The organism is Lepagella muris, assembly GCF_004793975.1.
In the GTDB taxonomy this organism is placed as follows: domain Bacteria; phylum Bacteroidota; class Bacteroidia; order Bacteroidales; family Muribaculaceae; genus Lepagella; species Lepagella muris.
In genome coordinates, this window is sequence record NZ_SRYB01000016.1 from 85287 (window position 1) to 107522 (window position 22236).

The 22236-nt window shown below is 45.0% G+C and carries 16 protein-coding genes and 1 riboswitch; of the genes, 9 read left to right on the plus strand and 7 right to left on the minus strand.

Going from position 1 to position 22236, the window contains the following annotated elements:
- Positions 1–66 precede the first annotated feature (66 nt).
- Entirely contained in the window at positions 67–1221 is a 1155-nt protein-coding gene (locus E5331_RS11610) for a thiamine phosphate synthase (protein WP_123484488.1), read from the minus strand.
- A gap of 4 nt (positions 1222–1225) precedes the next feature.
- A complete protein-coding gene (thiS, locus tag E5331_RS11615) occupies positions 1226–1429 on the minus strand; it encodes a sulfur carrier protein ThiS (protein WP_168355217.1) in 204 nt (67 codons plus the stop codon).
- Positions 1430–1552: 123 nt separating this feature from the next.
- Positions 1553–1647: riboswitch (TPP riboswitch) on the minus strand.
- Positions 1648–2008: 361 nt separating this feature from the next.
- Between thiS and E5331_RS11620 the strand changes: the two genes are divergently transcribed.
- Positions 2009–4756 carry a TonB-dependent receptor gene (locus E5331_RS11620; RefSeq protein ID WP_123484486.1) on the plus strand — a complete coding sequence of 916 codons (2748 nt, stop codon included), beginning with the start codon at positions 2009–2011 and terminating at the stop codon, positions 4754–4756.
- Positions 4757–4787: 31 nt separating this feature from the next.
- On the plus strand, positions 4788–6872 hold the full coding sequence (locus E5331_RS11625; RefSeq protein WP_123484485.1) for a single stranded DNA-binding domain-containing protein: 2085 nt from the start codon (positions 4788–4790) through the stop codon (positions 6870–6872).
- A gap of 125 nt (positions 6873–6997) precedes the next feature.
- On the opposite strand, the gene E5331_RS11630 is transcribed toward E5331_RS11625, so the two are convergent.
- Both E5331_RS11630 and E5331_RS11635 read right to left on the minus strand, forming a co-directional pair.
- Complete coding sequence (locus E5331_RS11630) at positions 6998–7435, minus strand: thioredoxin family protein (protein WP_275441188.1); 438 nt, start codon at positions 7433–7435, stop codon at positions 6998–7000.
- Positions 7436–7678: 243 nt separating this feature from the next.
- Positions 7679–9226: a DUF6377 domain-containing protein gene (locus tag E5331_RS11635; protein ID WP_135984954.1), complete on the minus strand. Its 1548-nt coding sequence runs from the start codon at positions 9224–9226 to the stop codon at positions 7679–7681.
- A 305-nt stretch (positions 9227–9531) separates the two neighbouring features.
- Between E5331_RS11635 and E5331_RS11640 the strand changes: the two genes are divergently transcribed.
- Both E5331_RS11640 and E5331_RS11645 read left to right on the plus strand, forming a co-directional pair.
- Entirely contained in the window at positions 9532–11766 is a 2235-nt protein-coding gene (locus E5331_RS11640; protein WP_420813798.1) for a TonB-dependent receptor domain-containing protein, read from the plus strand.
- A 107-nt stretch (positions 11767–11873) separates the two neighbouring features.
- The gene (locus tag E5331_RS11645) at positions 11874–14069 is read left to right on the plus strand and encodes an alpha-galactosidase (RefSeq protein ID WP_123484758.1); all 2196 of its coding nucleotides are present in this window, start codon (positions 11874–11876) and stop codon (positions 14067–14069) included.
- A 108-nt stretch (positions 14070–14177) separates the two neighbouring features.
- Here the strand turns inward: E5331_RS11645 and E5331_RS11650 are convergent, their stop codons facing one another.
- Positions 14178–16088, minus strand: a complete 1911-nt coding sequence (locus E5331_RS11650; RefSeq protein ID WP_123484759.1) for a heavy metal translocating P-type ATPase — start codon at positions 16086–16088, stop codon at positions 14178–14180.
- A 60-nt stretch (positions 16089–16148) separates the two neighbouring features.
- On the minus strand, positions 16149–16364 hold the full coding sequence (locus tag E5331_RS11655) for a cation transporter (protein WP_123484760.1): 216 nt from the start codon (positions 16362–16364) through the stop codon (positions 16149–16151).
- Positions 16365–17056: 692 nt separating this feature from the next.
- Here E5331_RS11655 and E5331_RS11660 point away from each other — a divergent pair.
- From E5331_RS11660 to E5331_RS11685, 5 genes are all read left to right on the plus strand, one after another.
- Complete coding sequence (locus tag E5331_RS11660) at positions 17057–17503, plus strand: hypothetical protein (RefSeq protein WP_123484761.1); 447 nt, start codon at positions 17057–17059, stop codon at positions 17501–17503.
- A 79-nt stretch (positions 17504–17582) separates the two neighbouring features.
- Positions 17583–18086 (plus strand): hypothetical protein, encoded by a 504-nt coding sequence (locus E5331_RS11665; RefSeq protein ID WP_123484762.1) that lies wholly within the window; start codon positions 17583–17585, stop codon positions 18084–18086.
- A gap of 282 nt (positions 18087–18368) precedes the next feature.
- A complete protein-coding gene (locus E5331_RS20730) occupies positions 18369–19754 on the plus strand; it encodes an amidohydrolase family protein (RefSeq protein WP_123484763.1) in 1386 nt (461 codons plus the stop codon).
- Positions 19755–19778: 24 nt separating this feature from the next.
- A complete protein-coding gene (locus E5331_RS11680; protein ID WP_123484764.1) occupies positions 19779–20318 on the plus strand; it encodes a flavodoxin family protein in 540 nt (179 codons plus the stop codon).
- 11 nt (positions 20319–20329) lie between these two features.
- Positions 20330–21343, plus strand: a complete 1014-nt coding sequence (locus E5331_RS11685) for a DUF362 domain-containing protein (RefSeq protein WP_123484765.1) — start codon at positions 20330–20332, stop codon at positions 21341–21343.
- A gap of 150 nt (positions 21344–21493) precedes the next feature.
- Here the strand turns inward: E5331_RS11685 and E5331_RS11690 are convergent.
- A partial coding sequence (locus E5331_RS11690) for a transposase (protein ID WP_168355218.1) occupies positions 21494–22236 on the minus strand: 743 nt, incomplete at its 5' end.

Here is a 22236-nt window from a genome sequence, read left to right on the forward strand (position 1 = left end):
TTATTTTTATATTTATCTTTTATATAACTGTATTTCCATTGAAGTTGTATTGAAGTCGTATCGACTTCATTTCCTGATTTCACTGATAATCTCCATTGTAGTCCAGACCGGATTTACAGATTTGATTATCGAGCCGCTTATCGCAACTCCATTGACTCCCGTCTGCATCAATGCCGGTATATCCTGCGCCGTTATCCCTCCTATCGCGACTATGGGAAGTTCGATATTCCGGCATCCACATTCAGACAATATATCACGATAACCCTCAATTCCGAGCACCGGACTCAGTTTCTCCTTTGTGGTCGTAAATCGGTAAGGTCCAAGACCGATATAGTCGGCGCCCTCTGCCGCAGCTCTCTCTATATCAACCACACAATTGGCTGTGGCTCCTATTATCCTACGCATACCGAGTCTACGGCGTGCCTCTGCCAACGGCATATCGTTCTTGCCGAGATGCACACCGTCGGCATTCAATTCCTTGACAAGATCCACATGGTCATCAATGATGAATACTGCCCCATATCTGTCGCACAGTCTGCGAATCTCCCTACCCTCTTCAAGCAATGTCGATTCATCGGCATCCTTATGACGCAACTGAACCCACCGGCATCCTCCGGAAAGGACTTTCTCAACCTCTTCCGTTATCGACATCTCGCGCACGGGATGCGTGATAAACTGCAATTGGAATGCCTTCATATCAAGATTCCGTTTCCATGCGTAGCCAAGCATGGCGGCTCCCCCGAAACCAAGCTGTTCAATCTCTCCGAAACGTCGGGGCGTGACACCGCCAAGCGCGAAAATCCTCTCATTGACGCTTGACCTCAAATCCTCAGAATTGAAATTGCCCTTATATCCCGGTTTTGAGATGCTTGGGAAAATAGGGCTCAGAAATGCGTAGTCATATCCCTGGTCGGCTATCTCCTCCATTGAATGTAGTGAACGGCTCACCAGTCCGTTCCAGCCTGTGGGAATCGTATTGTTTCTTGAATTGAGATGTATACCTCCAATCCCTATCTCCATTGCAAGATTAAAATGATCATGGAATGAGAGCAGCGTATACAGGTTCTCCGGTATGTTTTTCACAAGCGACTTCACCTCCTTGACCGATGCACCGGGTTTGCGTATATGCACTCGCTCATACCCCCCTTCGGTAAGTAATTTCGTTATCGCTTCCCCCTCTCCGTCAAAAAATTCCGGAAGCGTGATTGCTATCTTTCGCATAATCTCAACCTCCACACACGGCTTTTATGACAGTGACTTTCATACCGTCTTCTACAATAAATTCCTGCCATTCTCTCTTTGGCACCACACGGTTTCCAACAGCGACGGCTCTCCCCTTCCCGTCAATACCGCAATTGGAGAGAAGATCTCCGATAGTGATACTATCTCCCTCCACAACAATCTCCTTGCCGTTAATCTCTATTTTCATGACATAGTACATAAAAAAGACGTCCGTCATCACCATGATGACAGACACATAGAGGAAAATCCATATATGAGATGAAACATCCTTACGCCTTCGCGCTTACACGAATTACCGCCTATACAGGCCGGGATAAAATCACGTGATCCTTTCGTCGGTACTAACCGCATCAAGTTCGTAGGGTATAATCTCAGTCCATCGGATGGACACCCCTCCAGTGTTGTTGCAAAATTATATCATTTTCTTCACAATTGCAAATTATCGGACTTCAAAAGTAACGAAAAATTACTGCTTATTTGAATATTTGCCCTCACTTCTTGAGATTAGTTTTTGAAATGTAGTCGAAGACCAAAGCGTGGATTTATTAGATTTTTGTTAAATATGAGGGAATATTTTGTTGGTATGTTAAAATCCTTTAACTTTGCAAAAGGAAACAGGATATTCCATGTTTCCGGACATCAGGATTCCCTTGATGACTCCAACAACTAAAATCCGGATTAATTATGAAACGACACCCTCTCACCACCCTCCACGAGATATCAATAAATTATTCCATAAACCATTATTAATTAAAACAACCTACGTATGAAGAGACTATTGCTCTTGACCGTAGCACTTATCGGTGTTGTTTCCTGGGCATTCGCTCAAAGCAATACCCTAACGTGCCGCGGTTCAGTTATCGATGAACTCGGTGAGCCCCTGATCGGAGCTACAGTTCAGGCGAAAGGAACATCGGTTGCAGTTCCCACTGACATCGACGGTAATTTCAATCTAAAGGTGCCTGCCTCTACCAAAGAGCTACAGATCACCTACATCGGCTACAAGACACTTCTTTTGAAGGCTCAGTCAGAAATGGGCGTCATAAAAATGGAGCCGGATTCAAGAATGCTTCAAGACGTCGTGGTAACTCAGTCAAAGGCCCGCACACGCGAGACCCCGGTGGCTATTTCTGAATTGACAGCCGGCGACATTGAGGCAAAACTCGGCAACAAGGAGTTTCCTGAGGTTCTGAAAAACACCCCCGGTGTATGGGCTACACCCGAAGGTGGCGGCTATGGCGACGCAAAAATCAACATGCGTGGCTTCAAGGCTCCAAACGTGGCTGTCCTCGTCAATGGTGTCCCCATGAACGATATGGAATGGGGCGGCATATATTGGTCAAACTTTGCAGGACTGTCAGGCGTGACTTCAAGCATGCAGACTCAGCGCGGTCTTGGTGCGGCTATCATCTCAGCCCCCTCTATCGGCGGTACTGTCAACATCACCACAAGAGGTCTTGATTCCAAGAAAGGTGGCTCCATCTGGTATGGCACGGGCAACGATGGTCTTAATGATGTCGGATTCAGCGTGTCAACAGGTCTGATGAACAACGGTTGGGCAATAACCGTGCTCGGAAGCAAGAAGTGGGGCAACGGCTACATTCAAGGCACTGAATTTGAAGCCTACAACTATTTCGTAAACGTATCAAAGAAAATCGGCGACAATCATCAGCTTTCTCTTACCGCTTTCGGTGCTCCGCAATGGCACAACCAGCGTAACACCGGCAACGGTCTCACTATCGAAAGCTGGCAGGATATGAAGCAGTACATGGACGGAGAGAGCCAGTACAAGTTCAACCCATCCTACGGTTTCGACAACGAAGGACGTCAGCGCACTATGAACCGTAACCAGTATCACAAGCCTATTATCTCTCTCAACCATATCTGGCAGATCAACGAGCGTTCGTCTCTCTCTACTGCCCTATATACATCTCTTGCCACAGGCGGTGGTTACTCAGGGCAGGGTCGTAACGGTTATTCCAATACTTCATGGTATGCTTCCAACCAGAAGCAACTCAACTGGACAACAGGCGACATCACAATCCGTCGTCCCGACGGCACTTTCGACTATGGTGCAATTCAGGATATGAATGCGGCATCCACCACCGGCTCCAACATGGTTATGTCAATGAGCAACAACTCTCATGAATGGTATGGTCTAGTATCAACCTATAAGAATGAGATTATCCCCAACAAACTTTCGCTCATCGGCGGTATCGACGTGAGATATTATGTGGGACATCACAACAACAAGATCATCGACCTCTACGGCGGTGAATATTACATGGACGACAGCAGCCGTGGCGGCTCAAGCATGAAAGTGGAGAACAATGCCGCAGCAGCCGATCCTAACTGGAAATACCAGAAATTAGGCGTAGGCGACATCGTTTACCGTAATTATGACGGTATTGCCCATCAGGAGGGTGTATATGGTCAGGGTGAATACAAGCTCCTTGACGGCGCAATCACCACTATCCTCGCCGGATCTCTCAACGTCACAAGCTATCAGCGTCGCGACTTCTTCTATTATGATGCCGAGCACTCAAAGTCTCCCTGGAAATCATTCCTCGGCGGCACTGTTAAGGGTGGTGTCAACTGGAACATCAACCGTTATAACAACGTCTTTGTAAACGGCGGTTTCATCTCCAAGGCTCCGTTCTTCTCTAACGGCGTGTTCCTCTCCTCTTCCACAAGCAACGCAATGAACCCCAACCCGAAGAATGAGAAGATCGGTTCGTTTGAGCTTGGCTACGGATTCCACTCTCCGAAATTCTCAATGACTGTCAACGCCTACTACACCAAATGGATGGACCGCACAGACCGCGACACCCAGCGTAGCGCGGAGATCCGCACCGGCGCAAATGCAGGCGAACGCTACACCATCAATCTGGAGAACGTACAGGCACAGCACATAGGCCTTGAGGTGGATTTCGCCTACAAACCCACAAAATGGTTTGAACTGCAAGGTATGCTCTCTTGGGGCGACTGGCAGTGGCAGAACAATGCGAAGGGCTATTTCTACAACAGCCTCGGACAGCCGCTCAAAAACACATCGGGCGACATCGCTTCCGGCATCAAGGCTGAAGATCATGCTTGGGCTATCGTCAACCAGAAAGGCGTGAAGATCGGTGGATCGGCTCAGACCACAGGTGCAATCGGCGTCACTTTCCGTCCGTTCAAGGGCTTCCGCATCGGTGGCGACTGGACTGTATGCGCCCGCAACTACTCCGACTACTCCGTATCAGGCAGCGACCTCAACTCCGGCGCAATCCTCAACGTGCAGGATCCTTGGGAAATTCCTTGGGGCAACGAGTTTGACCTGTCGGCAAGCTATAAGTTCAAGATTGGTGGACTCGACGCCACTCTCTATGGCAACGTCTACAACCTCTTCAACCATTTCTACGTAAAAGACGCTACAACCGACTATAATGTAAAAGGGGAATGGAACAACGCCTACAAGGTGTTCTATTCTTTCGGACGTACATTCTCTCTGCGTCTCAAAGTGAATTTCTAATCTGAATCCACAACAATTCAAAGAACGAAAAATGAAAACCAACAATATAAAATCAGTTGCCGCCCTATTCGGTCTCGCCCTGCTCTCAAGCTGCGGTGAGAACGCATGGAACGACAAGCTCGACGGATTTGAGGTGCCCCCTATCTATCCGGACAAGGTAAACTCTACCTATAAGATCACGCCGGAAGATTATGAGACCATCTCATCTCTAAGTGCCAACAAAAGTCTCGCCACGACAGATGAAGAGAAAAGTGCACTTGCCTCTATAGCAAAGAACCATTGCTTCTCTTCTGAAGATGAGGCACGCAAGTATCTGCCTGCATTCCTCAACTCCACATCTTCTCCTTATTATGCACTCAACAACGGCAGCTCACTCAGCATCACTTACGCAATCAGTGCGCCACAGAATGAAACTATCAACGGATATCTGAGCGAGACCGCAAAAGGTATCGAGGAATATAAGCTCAGTGAGGCAGACTATATTGCTGCATGGGAGAGCGATGAGGACTATATCAATGGTTTCGCACCAATGCTCCCTGCCGCCGGAAAGATTCCGGCAATACTGAAAGCCGCATATCCCGATGCACAGGAGGGCGACTTTATTGCAGTAAACTATAATGAGGCTTCTGAGAATCCTATCTTCGGAAGCGTCAGCGGTGGTGACAATGAGTTCAAGCTGTCGAAGGTGATAAAGGATGTCAATGTCGGTGATCAGCTCAGCATCTCCGGAATCGTGACAGGCATATCCACGCGTGGCTTTGTCGTCACTGACGAAGCCGGCTCAATCTGCTATGACAAGGGGAACGGATTCAATGATGATGCGATCACTATCGGCGCGCAGGTAAAGGTGAACGGCACTGTCGGGGTCTACAACCAATGCCTTCAGATCAGCGCAGACAATTCATACGAAGTTGTCGGCACCGGTGAATATACTTATCCCACATCCAAGGCATATACCGCCGAGATGGTAGATGCAGCATGTGCATCCACCGAAAATCTCCTTGCTGAATATGTGGAGCTTCCCGGCACTGTCACTATATCGGGCAACTACTACAACGTGGTCATCGAGGGTGCCACTGCACAAGGCAGCATCTATTATGCTCCAGACTACATTAAGGCAATGCTCTCCGACGGTCTAAAATGCACTCTCACCGGTTATTTCGTAGCTGTGAGCGGCAAGGGTAAATATTTCAATATCCTTGTGACCGGTGTGAAAGACGCGGATGGCACTGCATCTGCTCTTGCAACCCGCGCAGCAGTAGGCACCACAGCCACTACTGCAAAGAATGCTCTCTACAGATTTGATGGCTCCAAGTGGGCAACTCCGTCATACTCTCTCATTCTCCAGCCGGAAGATTATGCTGAGATGGGTCAGAAATATGGCAACCTCAGCGAGGAGCTTCCCGAGACGCTTCTCCCCATCTACCTTGCCAAGTCTCTTCCATACGCAAGCGACGGCGATTGGGAAATGGTGGCATACAAATATTATGGTGGCGGCTCCACTGCATATAAGGCAAACAAATTCATCAAGCATGAAGGAGCATGGACCGGTAATCCTGTAGCCAATGAATTTACAGAACAGTTCAATAAGATCGACGGCAATTGGATGTTTGATCCTTCCATGACCATCACCCTGCCTGCCGGCAAGAATACTGAGCCGAGCATGTCATTCTATCAGGCATGTGTAAACTGGGTATACGAGAATATCGACAAGCCTCTTGGATCCGACAATATCAAGAGCGGCAAATTCTATGTCACCTCCTACGGCAATAACGAATATTATTCCGGCACATCCGCTTATCAGGGTAATGTCGATCTTCGTCCCGGCACTGCTCGTTCTCAGTATCCCGCAGGATATGAGGGCATGTCTGACGAGGAGATCGTAGAGAATATGGAATATCGCCTATGCTATGAAGTCATGCCGGGCGCACTCTCTATGCTATATCCTGATGCAAAGGCTATCGAAGGTCTTGATGTGGTTTATACCATCAACTTCTTCGTCTACACCGGCTCCACTACTGAATATACGGCAGTATACAAAGTGGTAGGTCCTGCTAAGTTTGAGTTTGTAAGCTGCACATTCTGGGAAGACGGCAAGAGTCCTCTTGCAAAATAAACCAGAATACCCCCTATAAAAAACGGTCTCTGCATGACGCGGAGACCGTTTTTTTATCAGAGAGGTTATCGTTTAAACTGATTAGACTACATCATTTCGTAAACCACATCATTCAGTAATCTATATCATTTAGAGAAATATTTGGAAATGTCAGATTTGATCTGCTCCCCTGTCTGGAAGCCGACACTACGGTAGATTTCCTCCCCTTCAGCATTAAGATATATCAACGCCGGTATTGATTCAACGCGGAAATCCTGGCTCAATTCCGGCATACTGTCAACGTTAACCGTGACGAAATCCACCTTACCGGCATACACCCCTTTCAATTCCGTGAATATTGGTTTCAACTTACGGCAAGGAGGACACCATTCTGCCGAGAAATCAACGATAACGGGCAATCCGTTTTTCACCAATCCCTTTCCGAGAGGTGCAGAAGCATCAGCTGCAACCATCTCCTTATTATTCTCAGCAACGGCAGAATCCGCACTCTTCTTCCCCGCTCCGCCGCACGCCATCATCGCGACTGCCAGACCCACGGCTACAAATAAAATCGGTTTTTTCATACTATATCACTTTAATATTTTGTGGTGGGAATTCGATATTTTTTTCACCTTATAATCGTAATTACCATAATTTATTGTTAATAAAGCCGTTTTAAACTTCATCAGCAAATATAATTACAAAGTTAAATAAAAACTTTGTATTTTTACATCTGTAATATAAACAATCAACCTTTCTTTAACAACATTCAAAAAAAATAACTTATTTCAATTAAGGATGTTAAAGAATTGAGTCTTACATGCGCATCAAGGCATAATGGAGCAGATGTTCATCAGATCTTGCTCAAAGGTGTCTCTGTTTTGAGCTCTATTCCTTACCTGAGTCCGGTGATTGAATATGGTCTGAGGTGAATAGAACAGCAATGTGGCAATTTTATTACTATCTGTTATCCCCATTCGGATTAGGGCAAATATGCGCAAATCAGTATTCAACAGTTCATTCTGTCTGGGCAATATCTCTTTACCCGGTTGGAGCAGACTATTGAATTTATTGATGAAATCTGGATATAGTTTGAGGAAAGCTGTATCAAAATTAAAGAATAGTTCTTTCATTTCCGCTTCGGAAGGTCGGGCATTATTGTTTGCGACTCTAAGCAAATCGTCAATTTGCTTGGCTTTAATTTTAAGAATCACAGTACTACGGAATCGGTTCAGCTTCTCTATGTATGCTGCACATAGATCCATAAACAGACTTACGTATTGCTCCCTGATTACATTTGTCTGAGATAACTTAGCGTTCAATTCATTTAATTGAGCATTAAGACCAGAAAGCGTTTCTTTGGATTGAGATACCCTCTTTTTCTGTTGAACCACATACCAAATCATAATACAAAGCCCTATTACCAAAATTATTATTCCGAGCATAGATAGCCTGAGCCGCCAATTTTGAGTGGCTATTTTGTTTTGATAACCTATGGCTATTTCCGGTATCTTCTCGGAGATTTCCAATAGTCGCAATCTATTGTTATAAAATGTGGCATCCTCCAACGAATAATTAAGGTATCTGTTTGCCGTTTCCAAATCCTCATCCTCATTTCTGATAAGCAAAGCAAGTTCCTGAAGCGCAAGATTCTCTTTCAAAGGTGTTATTTGGTCGGAGATTGCAGCATTGATAAGCCATTTGCGATAATTATCAAGATCTCCAAGTTGCTTATATGCCATTGCAAGACCGTATGCCGCCTGTGCATACATACGGGTATCCTGCCTCAACGGTTTTATTGCATTCAAATATAAATCCCTTGCCTTTTCATAATCCTTGAGCCGTAATGACTGGTCGGCTGAATGGTACATATACTCAGGTGTATTTTTATCAAGTGTAGACAATAAAGAGTCAAGATATACAATGCTCTGTTTGTTATATTCATTGGCATATTCTGTATTTCCTGAATATTCTGCCCATACGCCGTAAGTCCATTCCATCGCTGCATAATATTCCTGTCGGTTCTTGATTGAAAGATTTTCAGCATTGATTGCCTTCAGCAAACCGATTGCCTGACTAAAGTGACCGGAGGTTGCCAAAGCAAGTGCCCTATATATTTTGATACGACATCTATAATCATAATCGGCACTCTCCCCTATCAGCTTCTCCGCCCTATCAAGATATATCATTGCTGAATCAAAACGAAAAACAAGGTATTCATGATAGAGTGCTTCATAAGCATCAAGAGTATCTTTCCTATCAGACCGTTTTTTTAGGTCTGATTTAATCGAATCTATTCTATGTTCCTTAGTGGAGATGTAATCATCCCTGTGCGCAAGAACACTCTCCAACCTTGAAAGGTCGGATTTTGCCATTGACGTTGCAAACGTGCAGAAAAAGCAAATAATATATGATATAATCCGTAGAGACATCATGCTATTGGATTTATTTGCAAAGTTAATAAAAAGATTCACATAAGTAAACGCGTTACCTATATGTTATTTGCCATATAACGCATATTATTAATAATTAGTATATTATTTAATTATATCAATACTTATCCACTACCTGAACACTACTGCGCATTGACATTCGGCAAATACATGGTTTAACTTTGCCAAAAAAACGAGAACCCATGAAACCCAGCACTCCTTTCAAACTCTGGCTATGCTCTCTGCCCATGATTTCAATCCCATTCGCGGGATATGCTCATGAATCTAATGACAGCATCGCAGCAAACTCTAAAGGTGGCGAGGAAAGAAACGTCATGTTGAATGCCTCTGACGCTACCAAGCCACGTGAAATACAAATCGGACTTCCGAGTGAAGACGTGACTGTTTACGAAAACGGTCTCCCCGCTGTTTACTCCTCAACGGTGCATCAACTGGCACGTCATTGGAGAAGCGATGCGAGCCTTAGCAAAGTAGGACTTCTTAATCCTATGGAATCCGCTATTAAGACCGGAAACATCGCATACTCCGTAGATAGCTATTCCGGATTAGGACAGAAAGAGTTCAAAGGTGTGGTCAACTATCACACCAACTTGTTCGGTTGGCAAAATTTTGACATGAATGTTTCCGGCGGCATAACCGACAAATGGCTATACACAGCCGGCATATACCAGAACTTCGATCCCGGAAGTTTCAAACCTAAATTTACGGACTACTCCGACCGTACCCAAATCTATCATGCAGGCATCACCCGTCTGCTCGACAAAGGCAGAATAAGCCTTTTGTATAAGTTCTCCAAAAGCAATGGTCTGGGGTCAATGGTCAACTCGGCTCCATTCATCTATGTAGGAGACGGAAGCGTCAAGGAGATACCCGGATTTGCATTGGGCACCACTTCGTATGCTCCAATAGGTGGAGAATTCAAGTACATGGATGTCATGGACGGTAAGATAAAGTCCGGTCGATGGGGTGACTTCACAAACAATATGGCACATGATATTACCGCCTTGTTTGATTACACCTTCGGCAATGGCTATATGCTGAATCTAAGTGCCAAGTACATGAACGCGCCTCATGCTAATTTCGTGGACTTCGGTGGAAGCTCCATTTTCCAAGCCACAGCAGCCGATAATCTGTTCAAGGATGGTTCAGACACTCCCTATACCGGACTTGCTGAAGGTCGTCGTACATGGTTACATATTGGAAAAGTCTCAAACATGCTCTTCACCGGTGAATTGTCGAAGTCTTTTGGCAAACACGACCTCAGATTAGGTCTTAACGAATGGTATTATCATCTTGATTATCATTCATCATCTTTTCAGTGGACAGGTACGGTATCAGCGTATCCCGACATATTGACAAAACATTATGAGGATGGGACAAGTGATAAATTCCGTGGGTTCAATGAACTCAGTCCTGAATACACAAAGGGATATGAGAATAAGTTTGCGGTATATCTCACCGACAACTGGACTCCAACCTCCAAGTTGAGTTTATATTTCGGTGGACGACTTGAATATTACAGAATGTCGGCAGACCAACTGCCTTTCGAGAGATATTCCGGGTTTCATATAGGTGATACACATACCTATACTGATGCGGAAGGCAATCAACACACATCGGTTATTGAGCCTCGCCACGTCCTTAAAAATAAGTTGAACTATGCAGCCTCGTTACAAGGCACATATCAGCTGACTCGCAATTTCGGACTTACGGCAGATGCGACTGTTGCCACCCGATTCCCCCGTATCAATGAATATGCCGGGGTCGGTCCTACGGAAGAGCAATACAAACGCGTCACCATACCTCTTATCCGTGGAGGTATCACCTACCGCAACAATTGGGTGGATCTGACTTCGATGATAACTTATATATCCAAATCCAACAATATAGACCAACAGAATGTAACAAAACCGGGAACGACCCAGTCAAAGACCACCCTATTGATATATGGCATCAAGACATTGGGGTGGACTACATCCGCCGAAATCCATCCGTTCAAAGGCTTTAATCTTCATGCCCTATTCACTTATCAGAAGCCGACCTATAAGGATTACTTTATAAAGTCTCCATTTGAAGGTGTGTCTGATTTGAATGCAAACGGCAATATTGTAAAGGAGATTCCCCAGATACTGATTGAGCTTGATCCAAGCTACAACATAACCGACAATATCCGTTTCTGGCTTTCATTCAGATACTTCGGAAAGACATACGCGAATCTAACCAACGCTTTGTATTTCAACGGCAGGTGGGAGACATTCGGTGGCATCAATTGGGATATCAACAAGCATCTCAGCGTAGGCGCGACAGTAATAAATTTCCTGAATCAGAAAGGAGCAAGCGGCACTATAAACGGAGCCGAACTGTTGAGCAAGGAGGATGCAGACAAATATAAGAACTACTATATGAGCGGAAATTATCTTCGCCCGTTCACGGTAGAGTTCAGCGCAACATTAAAATTTTAACAGGTGCATTTTAAGGTAACAATTGTCTAAGGTTCAGTTTTTAAGGTAAAAAGATTGTTTTTCAGGTTCAAATTCATTTTTAACATCAACACCACAAATCAATATTCATGAAAAGAATATTATCAGCAGTAACAGCGTCAGTTGTCGCTCTCGCGGCAGCGGCTCACCCCTCTGAGGGGAAAGTTATCCGTATCTCTACGGACAATACCGACCTTATCCTGAAGGTCGGAAGTAACGGTCGTCTTTACCAGACCTATCTCGGTCCTAAACTACTTGACGACACAGAATTGTCACTCCTTGACTGGGCACAGCACGCAGGTAGCGACGGCTCGGTATCCACACGCGGCTGGGAGGCTTATTCGGCATCCGGTAACGAGGAGTTTTTTGAGCCGGCACTCGGAGTCACTCATGCCGACGGCAATGCCACCACATACCTATATTATGTGGATTCATCGGTTGAACAGGTTGCCGGAGGCACCCATACGACAATCAGGCTACGCGATGACAAATACCCCTTTGATGTGACACTCAACTACACTGCGTATCCCAAAGAGAACGTGATCAAGACATGGAGCGAGATTAGTCACAACGAGAAGAAGTCGGTCACTCTTTCGGCTTACGCTTCGGCAATGCTCTATTTCAATGAACCGGAGTATTACCTGACAGAGTTCAGCAGCGATTGGGCAAAAGAGGCACAGATGAGTAGCCAAAAACTGCAATTCGGAAAGAAGGTGATAGACACAAAACTCGGCAGCCGTGCAGCCATGCACACTCATCCGTTTTTTGAAATAGGACTCAACGGACCGGTAAAGGAACATTCCGGCGAGGTGCTTATGGGCACTCTCGGATGGACGGGCAATTTCCGTTTTATATTCGAGGTTGACAATGTAGGCAACCTCAGAGTTATTCCCGGTATCAATCCCTACGCCTCCAACTATGAATTGAAAGCCAACGAGACTTTCACCACCCCAGAGTTCATATTTACATTAAGCTACGACGGAACAAGTCAAGGCAGCCGAAACCTGCATGAATGGGCACGCAAATATTCATTGAAAGATGGAGAAGGCTCCCGTATGACCCTGCTCAATAACTGGGAGAACACCGCCTTTGACTTTGATCAGGAGATACTTGCGGAACTTATGAAGGAAGCCAAACATCTTGGAGTGGATATGTTCCTTCTTGATGACGGCTGGTTCGGCAATAAGTACCCGCGCAAGGATGACCATGCCGGGCTTGGCGATTGGGTGGTCACACACGATAAGCTACCCGGAGGAATTGCGGCATTGGTCCGCTCGGCAGACGAAGCCGGCGTGAAGTTCGGTATATGGATTGAGCCGGAGATGGTCAATCCCAAAAGTGAACTGTATGAGAGACACCCCGATTGGGTGATTGAACAGCCAAACCGTGACACATACTATTACCGTAATCAGCTTGTACTCGACATGAGCAATCCCAAAGTGCAGGATTATGTATTCGGCGTGGTTGACAATATCTTGACGGAGAATCCGGACGTGGCTTATTTCAAATGGGACTGCAACAGCCCGATAACAAACATCTATTCGCCATACAACAAGGATAAGCAAGGACAGCTATACATTGACCATGTGAGGGGTATTTACAATGTACTGAAACGTGTGAAGGAGAAATATCCTAACGTGCCTATGATGCTGTGTTCCGGCGGTGGCGCACGTTGCGACTATGAGGCACTCAAATACTTCACTGAATTTTGGTGCAGCGACAATACCGACCCGATAGAACGTGTATATATCCAATGGGGATTTTCACAGTTCTTCCCGGCGAAAGCTATGGCGGCTCATGTGACAAGTTGGAATAAGAACACTTCCATAAAATTCCGTACAGATGTTGCCTCAATGTGTAAGTTAGGTTTCGACATAGGGCTTCAGGAACTTAAAGCTGACGAACTCGCCTATTGCCAAGAGGCAATCGCCAACTGGAAAAGATTGCAACCGGCAATCATGGACGGTATCCAATACCGACTGGTATCTCCCTACGACACCAATCACGCAGCCATTGAGTATGTTGATGCCGATAGGAATATGGGCGTACTCTTCGCTTATAACCTTTCGCCCCGTTTTCAAGAGAAGCTCAGCAGGGTGAAACTTGAAGGACTGGATCCGCATAAAAAGTATCTCGTCAAAGAGATAAATCTGATGCCACATACTGAATCCACATTCGCTCAAAACGGAAAAGTTTTCAGTGGCGACTACCTGATGAAAGTTGGACTTGACGTATTCTCTTACACCCACAACACAAGCATGGTTATAGAGATTACCGCAAAATAATAAGTCTGTAATAAGCTAATAATAGTTCTCCGTGGTCTTAAAGTAGAATCAGGCATAAAGTTTCCATTACTTTATGCCTGATTCTATTAAATCATTATCGTAATTCGCTCATGTATTACGCACATACATTGCTCTGATAGCGTTGAGAATCGCGAGTATCATCACTCCGACATCTGCGAATATGGCAAGCCACATATTCACGATACCGAAGATGCCGAGAATCAGACATACACCTTTTATACCTAACGCCATTATGATATTTTCCCATACAATTTTGAGACACTTGCGGGAGATGCGGATTGCCTTGCCAATTTTCAATGGATCATCATCCATTAAGACCACATCGGCAGCCTCAATAGCAGCGTCACTTCCCATTGCCCCCATCGCTATGCCTATATCTGCGCGTGAGAGTACAGGTGCATCGTTTATCCCATCGCCAACAAATGCCACTTTGGCTTCACCTTTCTCTTTTTTAAGTATTTTTTCAAGTTGCGCCACTTTGTCGGAAGGCAGAAGTTCACTATAAACCTTATCAATACCAAGTTGTTTTGCTGTCTGCTCTGCAACCATCTTAGAGTCACCGGTAAGCATTACGGTTTGTGTTACCCCCGACTTATTCAGGTCGGCAATGGCTTTTTCAGAAGTGGGTTTCACAACATCACCAAGTACAATGTGTCCGGCATATTCTCCATCAATAGCAATGTGGACAATTGTCCCCGCTGTCTTGCAATGACACGGAGTAAGTCCAAGACTCCTCATAAGTTTCTCATTACCTGCCGCTATGGTTTTACCGTCTATCTCGGCAGTAACACCCTGACCACTTATTTCCTTGACATTACTCATACGACTCCGATCTATTTCATGACCATAAGCACGCTGTAATGACTTACCTATCGGATGGGAAGATGATGATTCCACTATAGCGGCATACTCCAAGAGTTGTGATTTCCGATGTTCTATATCTTCGTCGTGATTTCCGTGGTAAGCGTTTACCTCAAAAACGCCCTCCGTCAATGTGCCGGTCTTGTCAAACACCACTGTCTTTACTTTTGACAGAGTCTCAAGAATATTGGCACCTTTTACGAGAATACCTTCACGGCTTGATCCACCGATTCCGGCAAAGAACGACAACGGTATGCTGACAACCAATGCACAGGGACAACTAATCACGAGGAATACCAATGCTCGATAAATCCATGTTTCAAAGGTTGAGAAGTCAAGCGATGCACCACTGAATATGATCAAGAATAACGGCGGTAGCAAAGCAAGAGCCAATGCTCCATAGCATACGGCAGGAGTATAGATACGGGCAAACTTTGCAATAAAGTTCTCCGATTTTGATTTCCTTGACGCCGAATCCTCCACAAGCTCAAGTATTTTTGAGACGGTGGAGTCGCCAAACTCCTTCGAGGTGCGCACTTTCAATACACCTGACATACTCACACTTCCGCTTATCACCTCATCGCCATCGTGAACCTCGCGTGGCATAGACTCTCCGGTCAATGCAGATGTGTCAAGTGACGATTCTCCGGCTACAATAATCCCATCAATGGGCACCTTCTCACCGGGTTGTACCAATATAATACTGCCTACCGCCACATCATCGGGATCAACCTTTACAATTTTACCATCTTCTTCAATATTGGCATAATCCGGGCGAATATCCATCAGTGCCGCTATGTTTCGGCGACTTTTTCCTATGGCATAGCTTTGAAAGAATTCACCGATCTGATAGAATAGCATTACTGCTATTGCTTCCAGATAATCACCACTTTTTTCATATATTGCAAGTGCGAAAGCACCCACAGTTGCAACGGCCATAAGGAAATTCTCATCAAACACCCGACCGTGAATAATCCCAAGCCACGCCTTTTTCAATATATCATAACCAATTATCAGATAAACGACAAGATATAGGGCAAGTCTTATCCATCCGGTAATATCAATAAAAAGCAAACTGACTGTCATCACCAGTGCGATGATGATGCGCGTCAGCATATTGCGTTGTTTTCTGTTCATATCCTTATAGCTTCAGGAAGCAGTCCGACCAACAAGGTCAGGCTGCCACTCTATTGTTTGTCAGAGAATCTCAAAATCAGGCTCCACTTTCTTGGCTACTTTCAGCACTTCAGCCATCACAGCATCCTTTTCGACACCTTCTTCAAATTCCACTTTCATTTTCTGGGTCATGAAAGAGATTGTAAGTCCTTTCACACCGGCAACCTTCTTGGCTGCATCTTCCACAAGGTTTGCGCAGTTCGCGCAATCGACCTCAATCTTAAATGTCTTGCTCATTTTAATATGATTATAAGTTTTTTCTGAGTGCAAAGTTACGCCAAACTTATTGCAAACGGTTTGCAAAATATGACATGGCGACAAAAGGCAATCGCAAGGCTTTTCAAGATGATAATTCCCAAGTCGTTCAAATAAAAATAAAAAGAGGAACAAGACAGAATTATTCGGGATAGCGGATTGGATTTTATCAATGTGAAGCCCGTAGGAAAACTTTTTTGAAAAAAGTCGGTCATCGGATTAAATATAGTATGCTGTTTTGGTATATATGTTATTTGTATTGACTGATAAGATGTTACAAAAAATAGATTGCGAAAATATTTTGTCGATTTTCTCTAAAAATGTTTTGTCGGTTCGGTAATTTGTAGTAACTTTGGACTAAGTTAATCTAAAAACCGAAAATACGAAACAGAAAACCGTATAAAACACATACAATAACGACTTGTAGACAAGTTATTTGGTGTTGGTAAATCTGGAAAATTTAACAAACGTAGTCCAAATGATAAGTCGAAGAGTGGGAATGTACCCGAGCAGGGCGCAACCTACTTTTTCTTATTGTGACTGCAAGGCATTTTCCAGAGCCTATCTACCCAATGAGAGAGAAGTTTATAGGGAGCGACCTTTTTCATTTTCTGCCTTATTGGGGATTTGTCATAAGTCTAAACCGAATAAAAACCGTATAATACCAAAAGACTATGGCAGAAAAGGAATACAAAGATAGCGCATCAAGAGATGGATACATTATAACGCTGTACACTGACAACTCATCAAAGATTGAACGGCTGTTTATACAAAGGGATACCCGAAAGGAACTTGAAAAGATTTGGCGTGAAAACTCCAATGGAGAGCCAATCCCCCCAACTTGCAGCAACACACAATATCTCGGAAAGAAAATTCTCGATACGTTCTGCAACGGAGAGCGCAAAGGCGTAATCGGCGACTATGAGATTACAAGAGAGCCAAACAACAGCATCTCGCTAATCCGTACATACGGGAAAGGTAATGGGATGCAGGGACTGCGCGAATGTGCGGCGCATTTCGGTTTTGAGATTGACCCCAAATGGAATAACCGCCAAATTGCACCGAACCTTATCAAATTTATCCATAAATTGGATAAGGCAGATAAGGATGCAAAGGAATAAGACGGTGACAAATTAAATATCAGACGGCATTTTGTTATATCCCATCAGCTATTAACCCATTGAAAAAAAAGTAAACGATATGAGTTTGTTAGATCACAACAACGAAGCGGGCTTCGACCGATATATGGAAAATAAGTTTTGGTTTGAACACAGCTTCAAAAGCAGAGTTGTGTCAGTGCTAATCATTGACCCAAAGAATGAATTTCCGTTGTGTGACCTTAAATTTGAGGGGATAAGTACAAAATACTTTGACCTGTCAAATATTACGGAACAGGATTTTCACCTTATCGGAAAATGGATGACAGAACGTATTATTGACGGAGGATTTGCATACGATGGTCTGATGTTTGACAATGCCGACTGTATTCCGACTGACTTTGAGGGAAAGGAGGATGAGTATAACTTGGAGCAAATGATAATATCCGCTCTGAAAAGGGAGGATGATTTTCAGATACTTCCGAGTGCTTATCCTTGCAAACCGATACCTTTCGACAAGATAATGGTGGCGGTAAGGTGTAAGAAGTTTCCCAAATATCTATGGGGTAAGGACTTGCAGACCGATATTATTGATATGACTGAATAAAATTACTCACTCTAATTAATAGAGCTATATTCTGAGTTTGTTACACCTGACGAGGAACTTGAAATCAATCCCGCTTTTCATCTATTATTTTATATAATATGGGATATTGAGCCATACGATAACAATTTTTGAGCCGTAAAACAACACTATTATCATTTTTTCAATGTATTTTTGCAGTGTTAATTAGAATCAAGCCCGTGTTGTTCGAGTTTCCGACATACCGCTACCTGCGTACCGGAGATGTTATAGGTCACTGCACGGATTTTGGCAAACAGCTGAAAGATGAAAAGAATAGTTAATCTCATGACGGCTTTAGCTATATCATCCACTGCATTGTCGCAAAATGCGGTGGATGTACATTGCCACGACATTTTGCCTGATTTCGTGAAAGCTCTTGACGTACACGGGGCTGCATTGGATGAGACTTTCCCACTTCCGGCATGGGACGTTAACGACCACATTGCGTTTATGGATTCAGCTGGCATAAAGACTTCGGTGCTTTCAATGCCCGCCCCACAGCCTTACTTTGGCAATGCCGAGGAATGTCGGGATATTATCCGTCGGTATAACGAACAGACCGCAGAGATATGCCGACAGCACCCCGACCGTTTCAGATTCGTTGCGGCTCTGCCGCTTCCGGATGTGGATTTGGCTATGGAAGAAGCGGCATACGCCCTCGACAACCTTGGAGCAATCGGGGTGAAACTTGCCACAAACAGTCGTGGGCAATATCTTGGCGACGAGTCGCTTGATCCATTGATGGCGATGCTCAACGAGCGCAATGCCGTGGTGATAATCCACCCACATAAGCCTGTGCCTGTAAATGACAGTATTATCGCAACGGCTCCGCTGGCAATCTATGAGTATCCTGCGGAAACAACACGCGCCGTCATCAATATGATAGCGCGTAATGTTCCGGCACGTTATCCAAACATCAAATGGGTGATTCCTCACTGCGGGTCGTTTCTGCCGTTGGCTATTCCTCGCATGAAGGCGGTGCTCCCGGCGATGACAGCAAAAGGTTTGATGCAACCGGTGGACTTTGATGCAAACCTTACATCGTTCTATTACGACCTTGCCGGTGCGCCGTCAGTTGAAGCGATAGAGTCGATGCTGACAATAACCACACCCGACCATATAATGTATGGTTCGGATTATCCGTATCAACCGACGCAAGTTCTTGTCGCAGGGAAACGCCGACTTGAAGAGGCTATCGCCGAAAGTCAACGACTATCGCAGTACAAGGAGATGTTCTTTGCCGGGAATGCCTCCAAGCTCTTCAATCTGCCATATCAGCAACCGGTGAAAGCGGTTGAAAACATCGATTCCATGCTCGTGCGTATTTCTGAAATCGATGTATTTCCGGAATATCTTGACGAATACATGAAAGCGGCTTTGACTGTCGGAGCTAACTCAGTTGCTAATGAGGAGGGGGTGGTCTGCATCTATCCTATGGTGCAGAAACGTGATGATTGCAAAGTGCGCATCCTTGAAATATACCGCGATATGGACGCATACCGCCATCACATAACCACACCTTGGTTTCAGACATATAAACAAGGGACCCTCCACATGGTCAAGAACCTCGACCTCGTGGATATGTGTCCGATGAACCCTTCAGATATGCCCAACATATTCCGAAAAATGCAATATGGACACGATCGATAATCATATTAAAAACAATATAAAATAATGAAAAAGGTGTTGATTCTTTCGGGAAGTCCCCGAAAATGTGGCAATTCCGATCTGCTTTGTGATGAGTTCATACGCGGAGCTACTGATGCCGAAAACAATGTGGAAAAAATCTGGATTCCTGCCAAAAAGATCGGTTATTGCCGGGCCTGCTACTACTGTAAGCACCATAATGGTGAATGCTGCATAAAGGATGATATGGCAGAAGTGCTTCAGAAGATGCTTGCTGCCGATGTGCTTGTGCTTGCATCGCCGGTATATTTCTATTCGGTAGATGCCCAGATGAAAGCCGTGATTGACCGCACAGTGGCAAGATGGTTGGAATTTAAGGATAAGGAATTCTATTACATCATGACTGCCGCCGAGGATGAAGAGCACACGATGGACTGCACCCTCGAATGTTTTCGCGGACTTGCCGCATGTTTTGAGGGGTCGAAGGAGATGGGCGTGATTCGTGGCAAAGGCGTGTATGACAAAGGTGAAATACGCGACACCCCTTACATGAATCAAGCATACGAAATGGGGAAATCAATTAAATAAACTATACAGACATGAATAAGAAAATAGCTGTTGCCCTTACATTCATCAGTATGTTGGCAGGTAATGCAGAAAAGGCAAATGCATCCAATACAGGGAAGCAGGAGTCTGACGCTCTCCCTACTGTCTATTTCACTAAGGAGATTTCGCCTGAATCACTCGTAGAGATATTTAAGGCTGTCGGAGTGGAACCTAACGGTAATGTGGCTGTGAAAATCAGCACTGGGGAGGGCGGCAATACCCATTATCTTAAACCGGATTTGATAGGCAAGCTTGTGAAAAAGGTAGATGGCACTATCGTGGAGTGTTGCACTGCATACGGCGGGACACGACAGGATCCGGCAAAGCATTGGGAGACCATCCGAGACCACGGCTTCGACAAGATTGCCAAAGTTGATCTTATGGACGAGTTCGGACAGATGCAGATTCCCGTATCCGACACCACGCATATCAAATATGACATAGTTGGCGACCATCTTGCCGATTATGATTTCATGATCAATCTCGCTCATTTCAAAGGTCATGCAATGGGAGGCTTCGGAGGCGTGTTGAAAAATTCGTCTATCGGTGTGGCGTCAACTGCCGGAAAGGCATATATACATACTGCCGGACGCACTGATGATGCATCAAAAATGTGGGGAAACATTAACGAGATTCCTCAGGATCATTTTCTTGAAAGTATGGCAGCTGCCGCACAGGGCGTGCATAACTACATGAATAGTAAGGATGCTGTCGGAAAGCCGAGGATAGTGTATATCAACGTATTGAATAATCTTTCGGTAGACTGTGACTGTGATGGTCATCCGGCTGCTCCGGAATTGAAAGATATGGGTATCGCCGCAAGTCTTGACCCTGTGGCTCTTGACCAAGCCTGCATTGACATGGTATTTAATCACGCATCAACAGAAGGTGATAATTCCGCACCATTAATCGAACGCATCAACAGTCGCCACGGCACTCATATCCTTCCCTATGCAGCGCAAATAGGTTTAGGCAGCACCAAATATACTCTAAAGAATGTGGATTAATTATAATCCGATATTCTTACCATCTATAATGCTGCAATCAAAAAATGTAGAATAGTATCGACTGCAAGACAGTCATGGAATGATGATAGAAGAGACTGTCTAACAATCAAAAGTTAGATGGTCTCTTTTTTTGTGACGTATTACTAAAAATCAGGCAGCGATGGGGCGATTGCTGTTAAATCTGCACCAAAATCCAATATTGAGCTTTGAGAGGTTTGTTTGAGGCGTGTTTTGAGGCGACAACGGACGTCCAGACGAAGATTTGGCCCTTGCGAGGGCAAGTTTCCTCAGATTATGGGCGAGGGCTTTCAGGCCGAACTCTATTTTAGCCCCGCTCAGTCCACGCAGGCGAAGCCGTCTGAACTTGCCGCATTCCTTGATTTGTCCGAACACTGCCTCCGGTTCTATCGGGCGGTTGCTCCTATGCCTCAGGCCTTGTTCGCTTGTCAGAAGATCTCTTGCAATGGCTTTATATTCATTGAGTGTGTGATTGACCTCTATCTGCCTGTTGCCTTTTGACTTATGGCATTGGCCGCGCAACGGGCAGCCCTCGCAGCGTGTCGCTCTGTATATGCTTACGGTCTGCTCATAACCGCTGGCGGTATGGCGTTTTTCCTGACGCATGAACCTCATTCTCTGCCCCATCGGACATACATAAAAGTCTTCCTGCTGATTGTAGAACAGGTTTGACACTCGGAACGGATCGTTGCGATATTTCCGCCGTTGCTCGACATGGAACATATTGTACTTGACATAGGGGGTCATGCCGTTGCGAAGCATGTACTCATAGTTCTCTTCGGAGCCATACCCGCTGTCGGCCACAATTTCATCGCTCCGGATGCCGTATCGGTTCCTGAACGACTCCAGATAGTCTATCATCGTAAGGGTATCGG

What these genes read in the sequence shown, in the direction of transcription:
- E5331_RS11630 (WP_275441188.1), bottom strand. Translation starts at nt 7,435, where the DNA reads ATGAAAAAACCGATTTTATTTGTAGCCGTGGGTCTGGCAGTCGCGATG.
- E5331_RS11620 (WP_123484486.1), top strand. Translation starts at nt 2,009, where the DNA reads ATGAAGAGACTATTGCTCTTGACCGTAGCACTTATCGGTGTTGTTTCC.
- E5331_RS11610 (WP_123484488.1), bottom strand. Translation starts at nt 1,221, where the DNA reads ATGCGAAAGATAGCAATCACGCTTCCGGAATTTTTTGACGGAGAGGGG.
- thiS (WP_168355217.1), bottom strand. Translation starts at nt 1,429, where the DNA reads ATGAAAATAGAGATTAACGGCAAGGAGATTGTTGTGGAGGGAGATAGT.
- E5331_RS20730 (WP_123484763.1), top strand. Translation starts at nt 18,369, where the DNA reads ATGAAAAGAATAGTTAATCTCATGACGGCTTTAGCTATATCATCCACT.
- E5331_RS11645 (WP_123484758.1), top strand. Translation starts at nt 11,874, where the DNA reads ATGAAAAGAATATTATCAGCAGTAACAGCGTCAGTTGTCGCTCTCGCG.
- E5331_RS11660 (WP_123484761.1), top strand. Translation starts at nt 17,057, where the DNA reads ATGGCAGAAAAGGAATACAAAGATAGCGCATCAAGAGATGGATACATT.
- E5331_RS11640 (WP_420813798.1), top strand. Translation starts at nt 9,532, where the DNA reads ATGATTTCAATCCCATTCGCGGGATATGCTCATGAATCTAATGACAGC.
- E5331_RS11680 (WP_123484764.1), top strand. Translation starts at nt 19,779, where the DNA reads ATGAAAAAGGTGTTGATTCTTTCGGGAAGTCCCCGAAAATGTGGCAAT.
- E5331_RS11665 (WP_123484762.1), top strand. Translation starts at nt 17,583, where the DNA reads ATGAGTTTGTTAGATCACAACAACGAAGCGGGCTTCGACCGATATATG.
- E5331_RS11625 (WP_123484485.1), top strand. Translation starts at nt 4,788, where the DNA reads ATGAAAACCAACAATATAAAATCAGTTGCCGCCCTATTCGGTCTCGCC.
- E5331_RS11635 (WP_135984954.1), bottom strand. Translation starts at nt 9,226, where the DNA reads ATGGCAAAATCCGACCTTTCAAGGTTGGAGAGTGTTCTTGCGCACAGG.
- E5331_RS11650 (WP_123484759.1), bottom strand. Translation starts at nt 16,088, where the DNA reads ATGAACAGAAAACAACGCAATATGCTGACGCGCATCATCATCGCACTG.
- E5331_RS11685 (WP_123484765.1), top strand. Translation starts at nt 20,330, where the DNA reads ATGAATAAGAAAATAGCTGTTGCCCTTACATTCATCAGTATGTTGGCA.
- E5331_RS11655 (WP_123484760.1), bottom strand. Translation starts at nt 16,364, where the DNA reads ATGAGCAAGACATTTAAGATTGAGGTCGATTGCGCGAACTGCGCAAAC.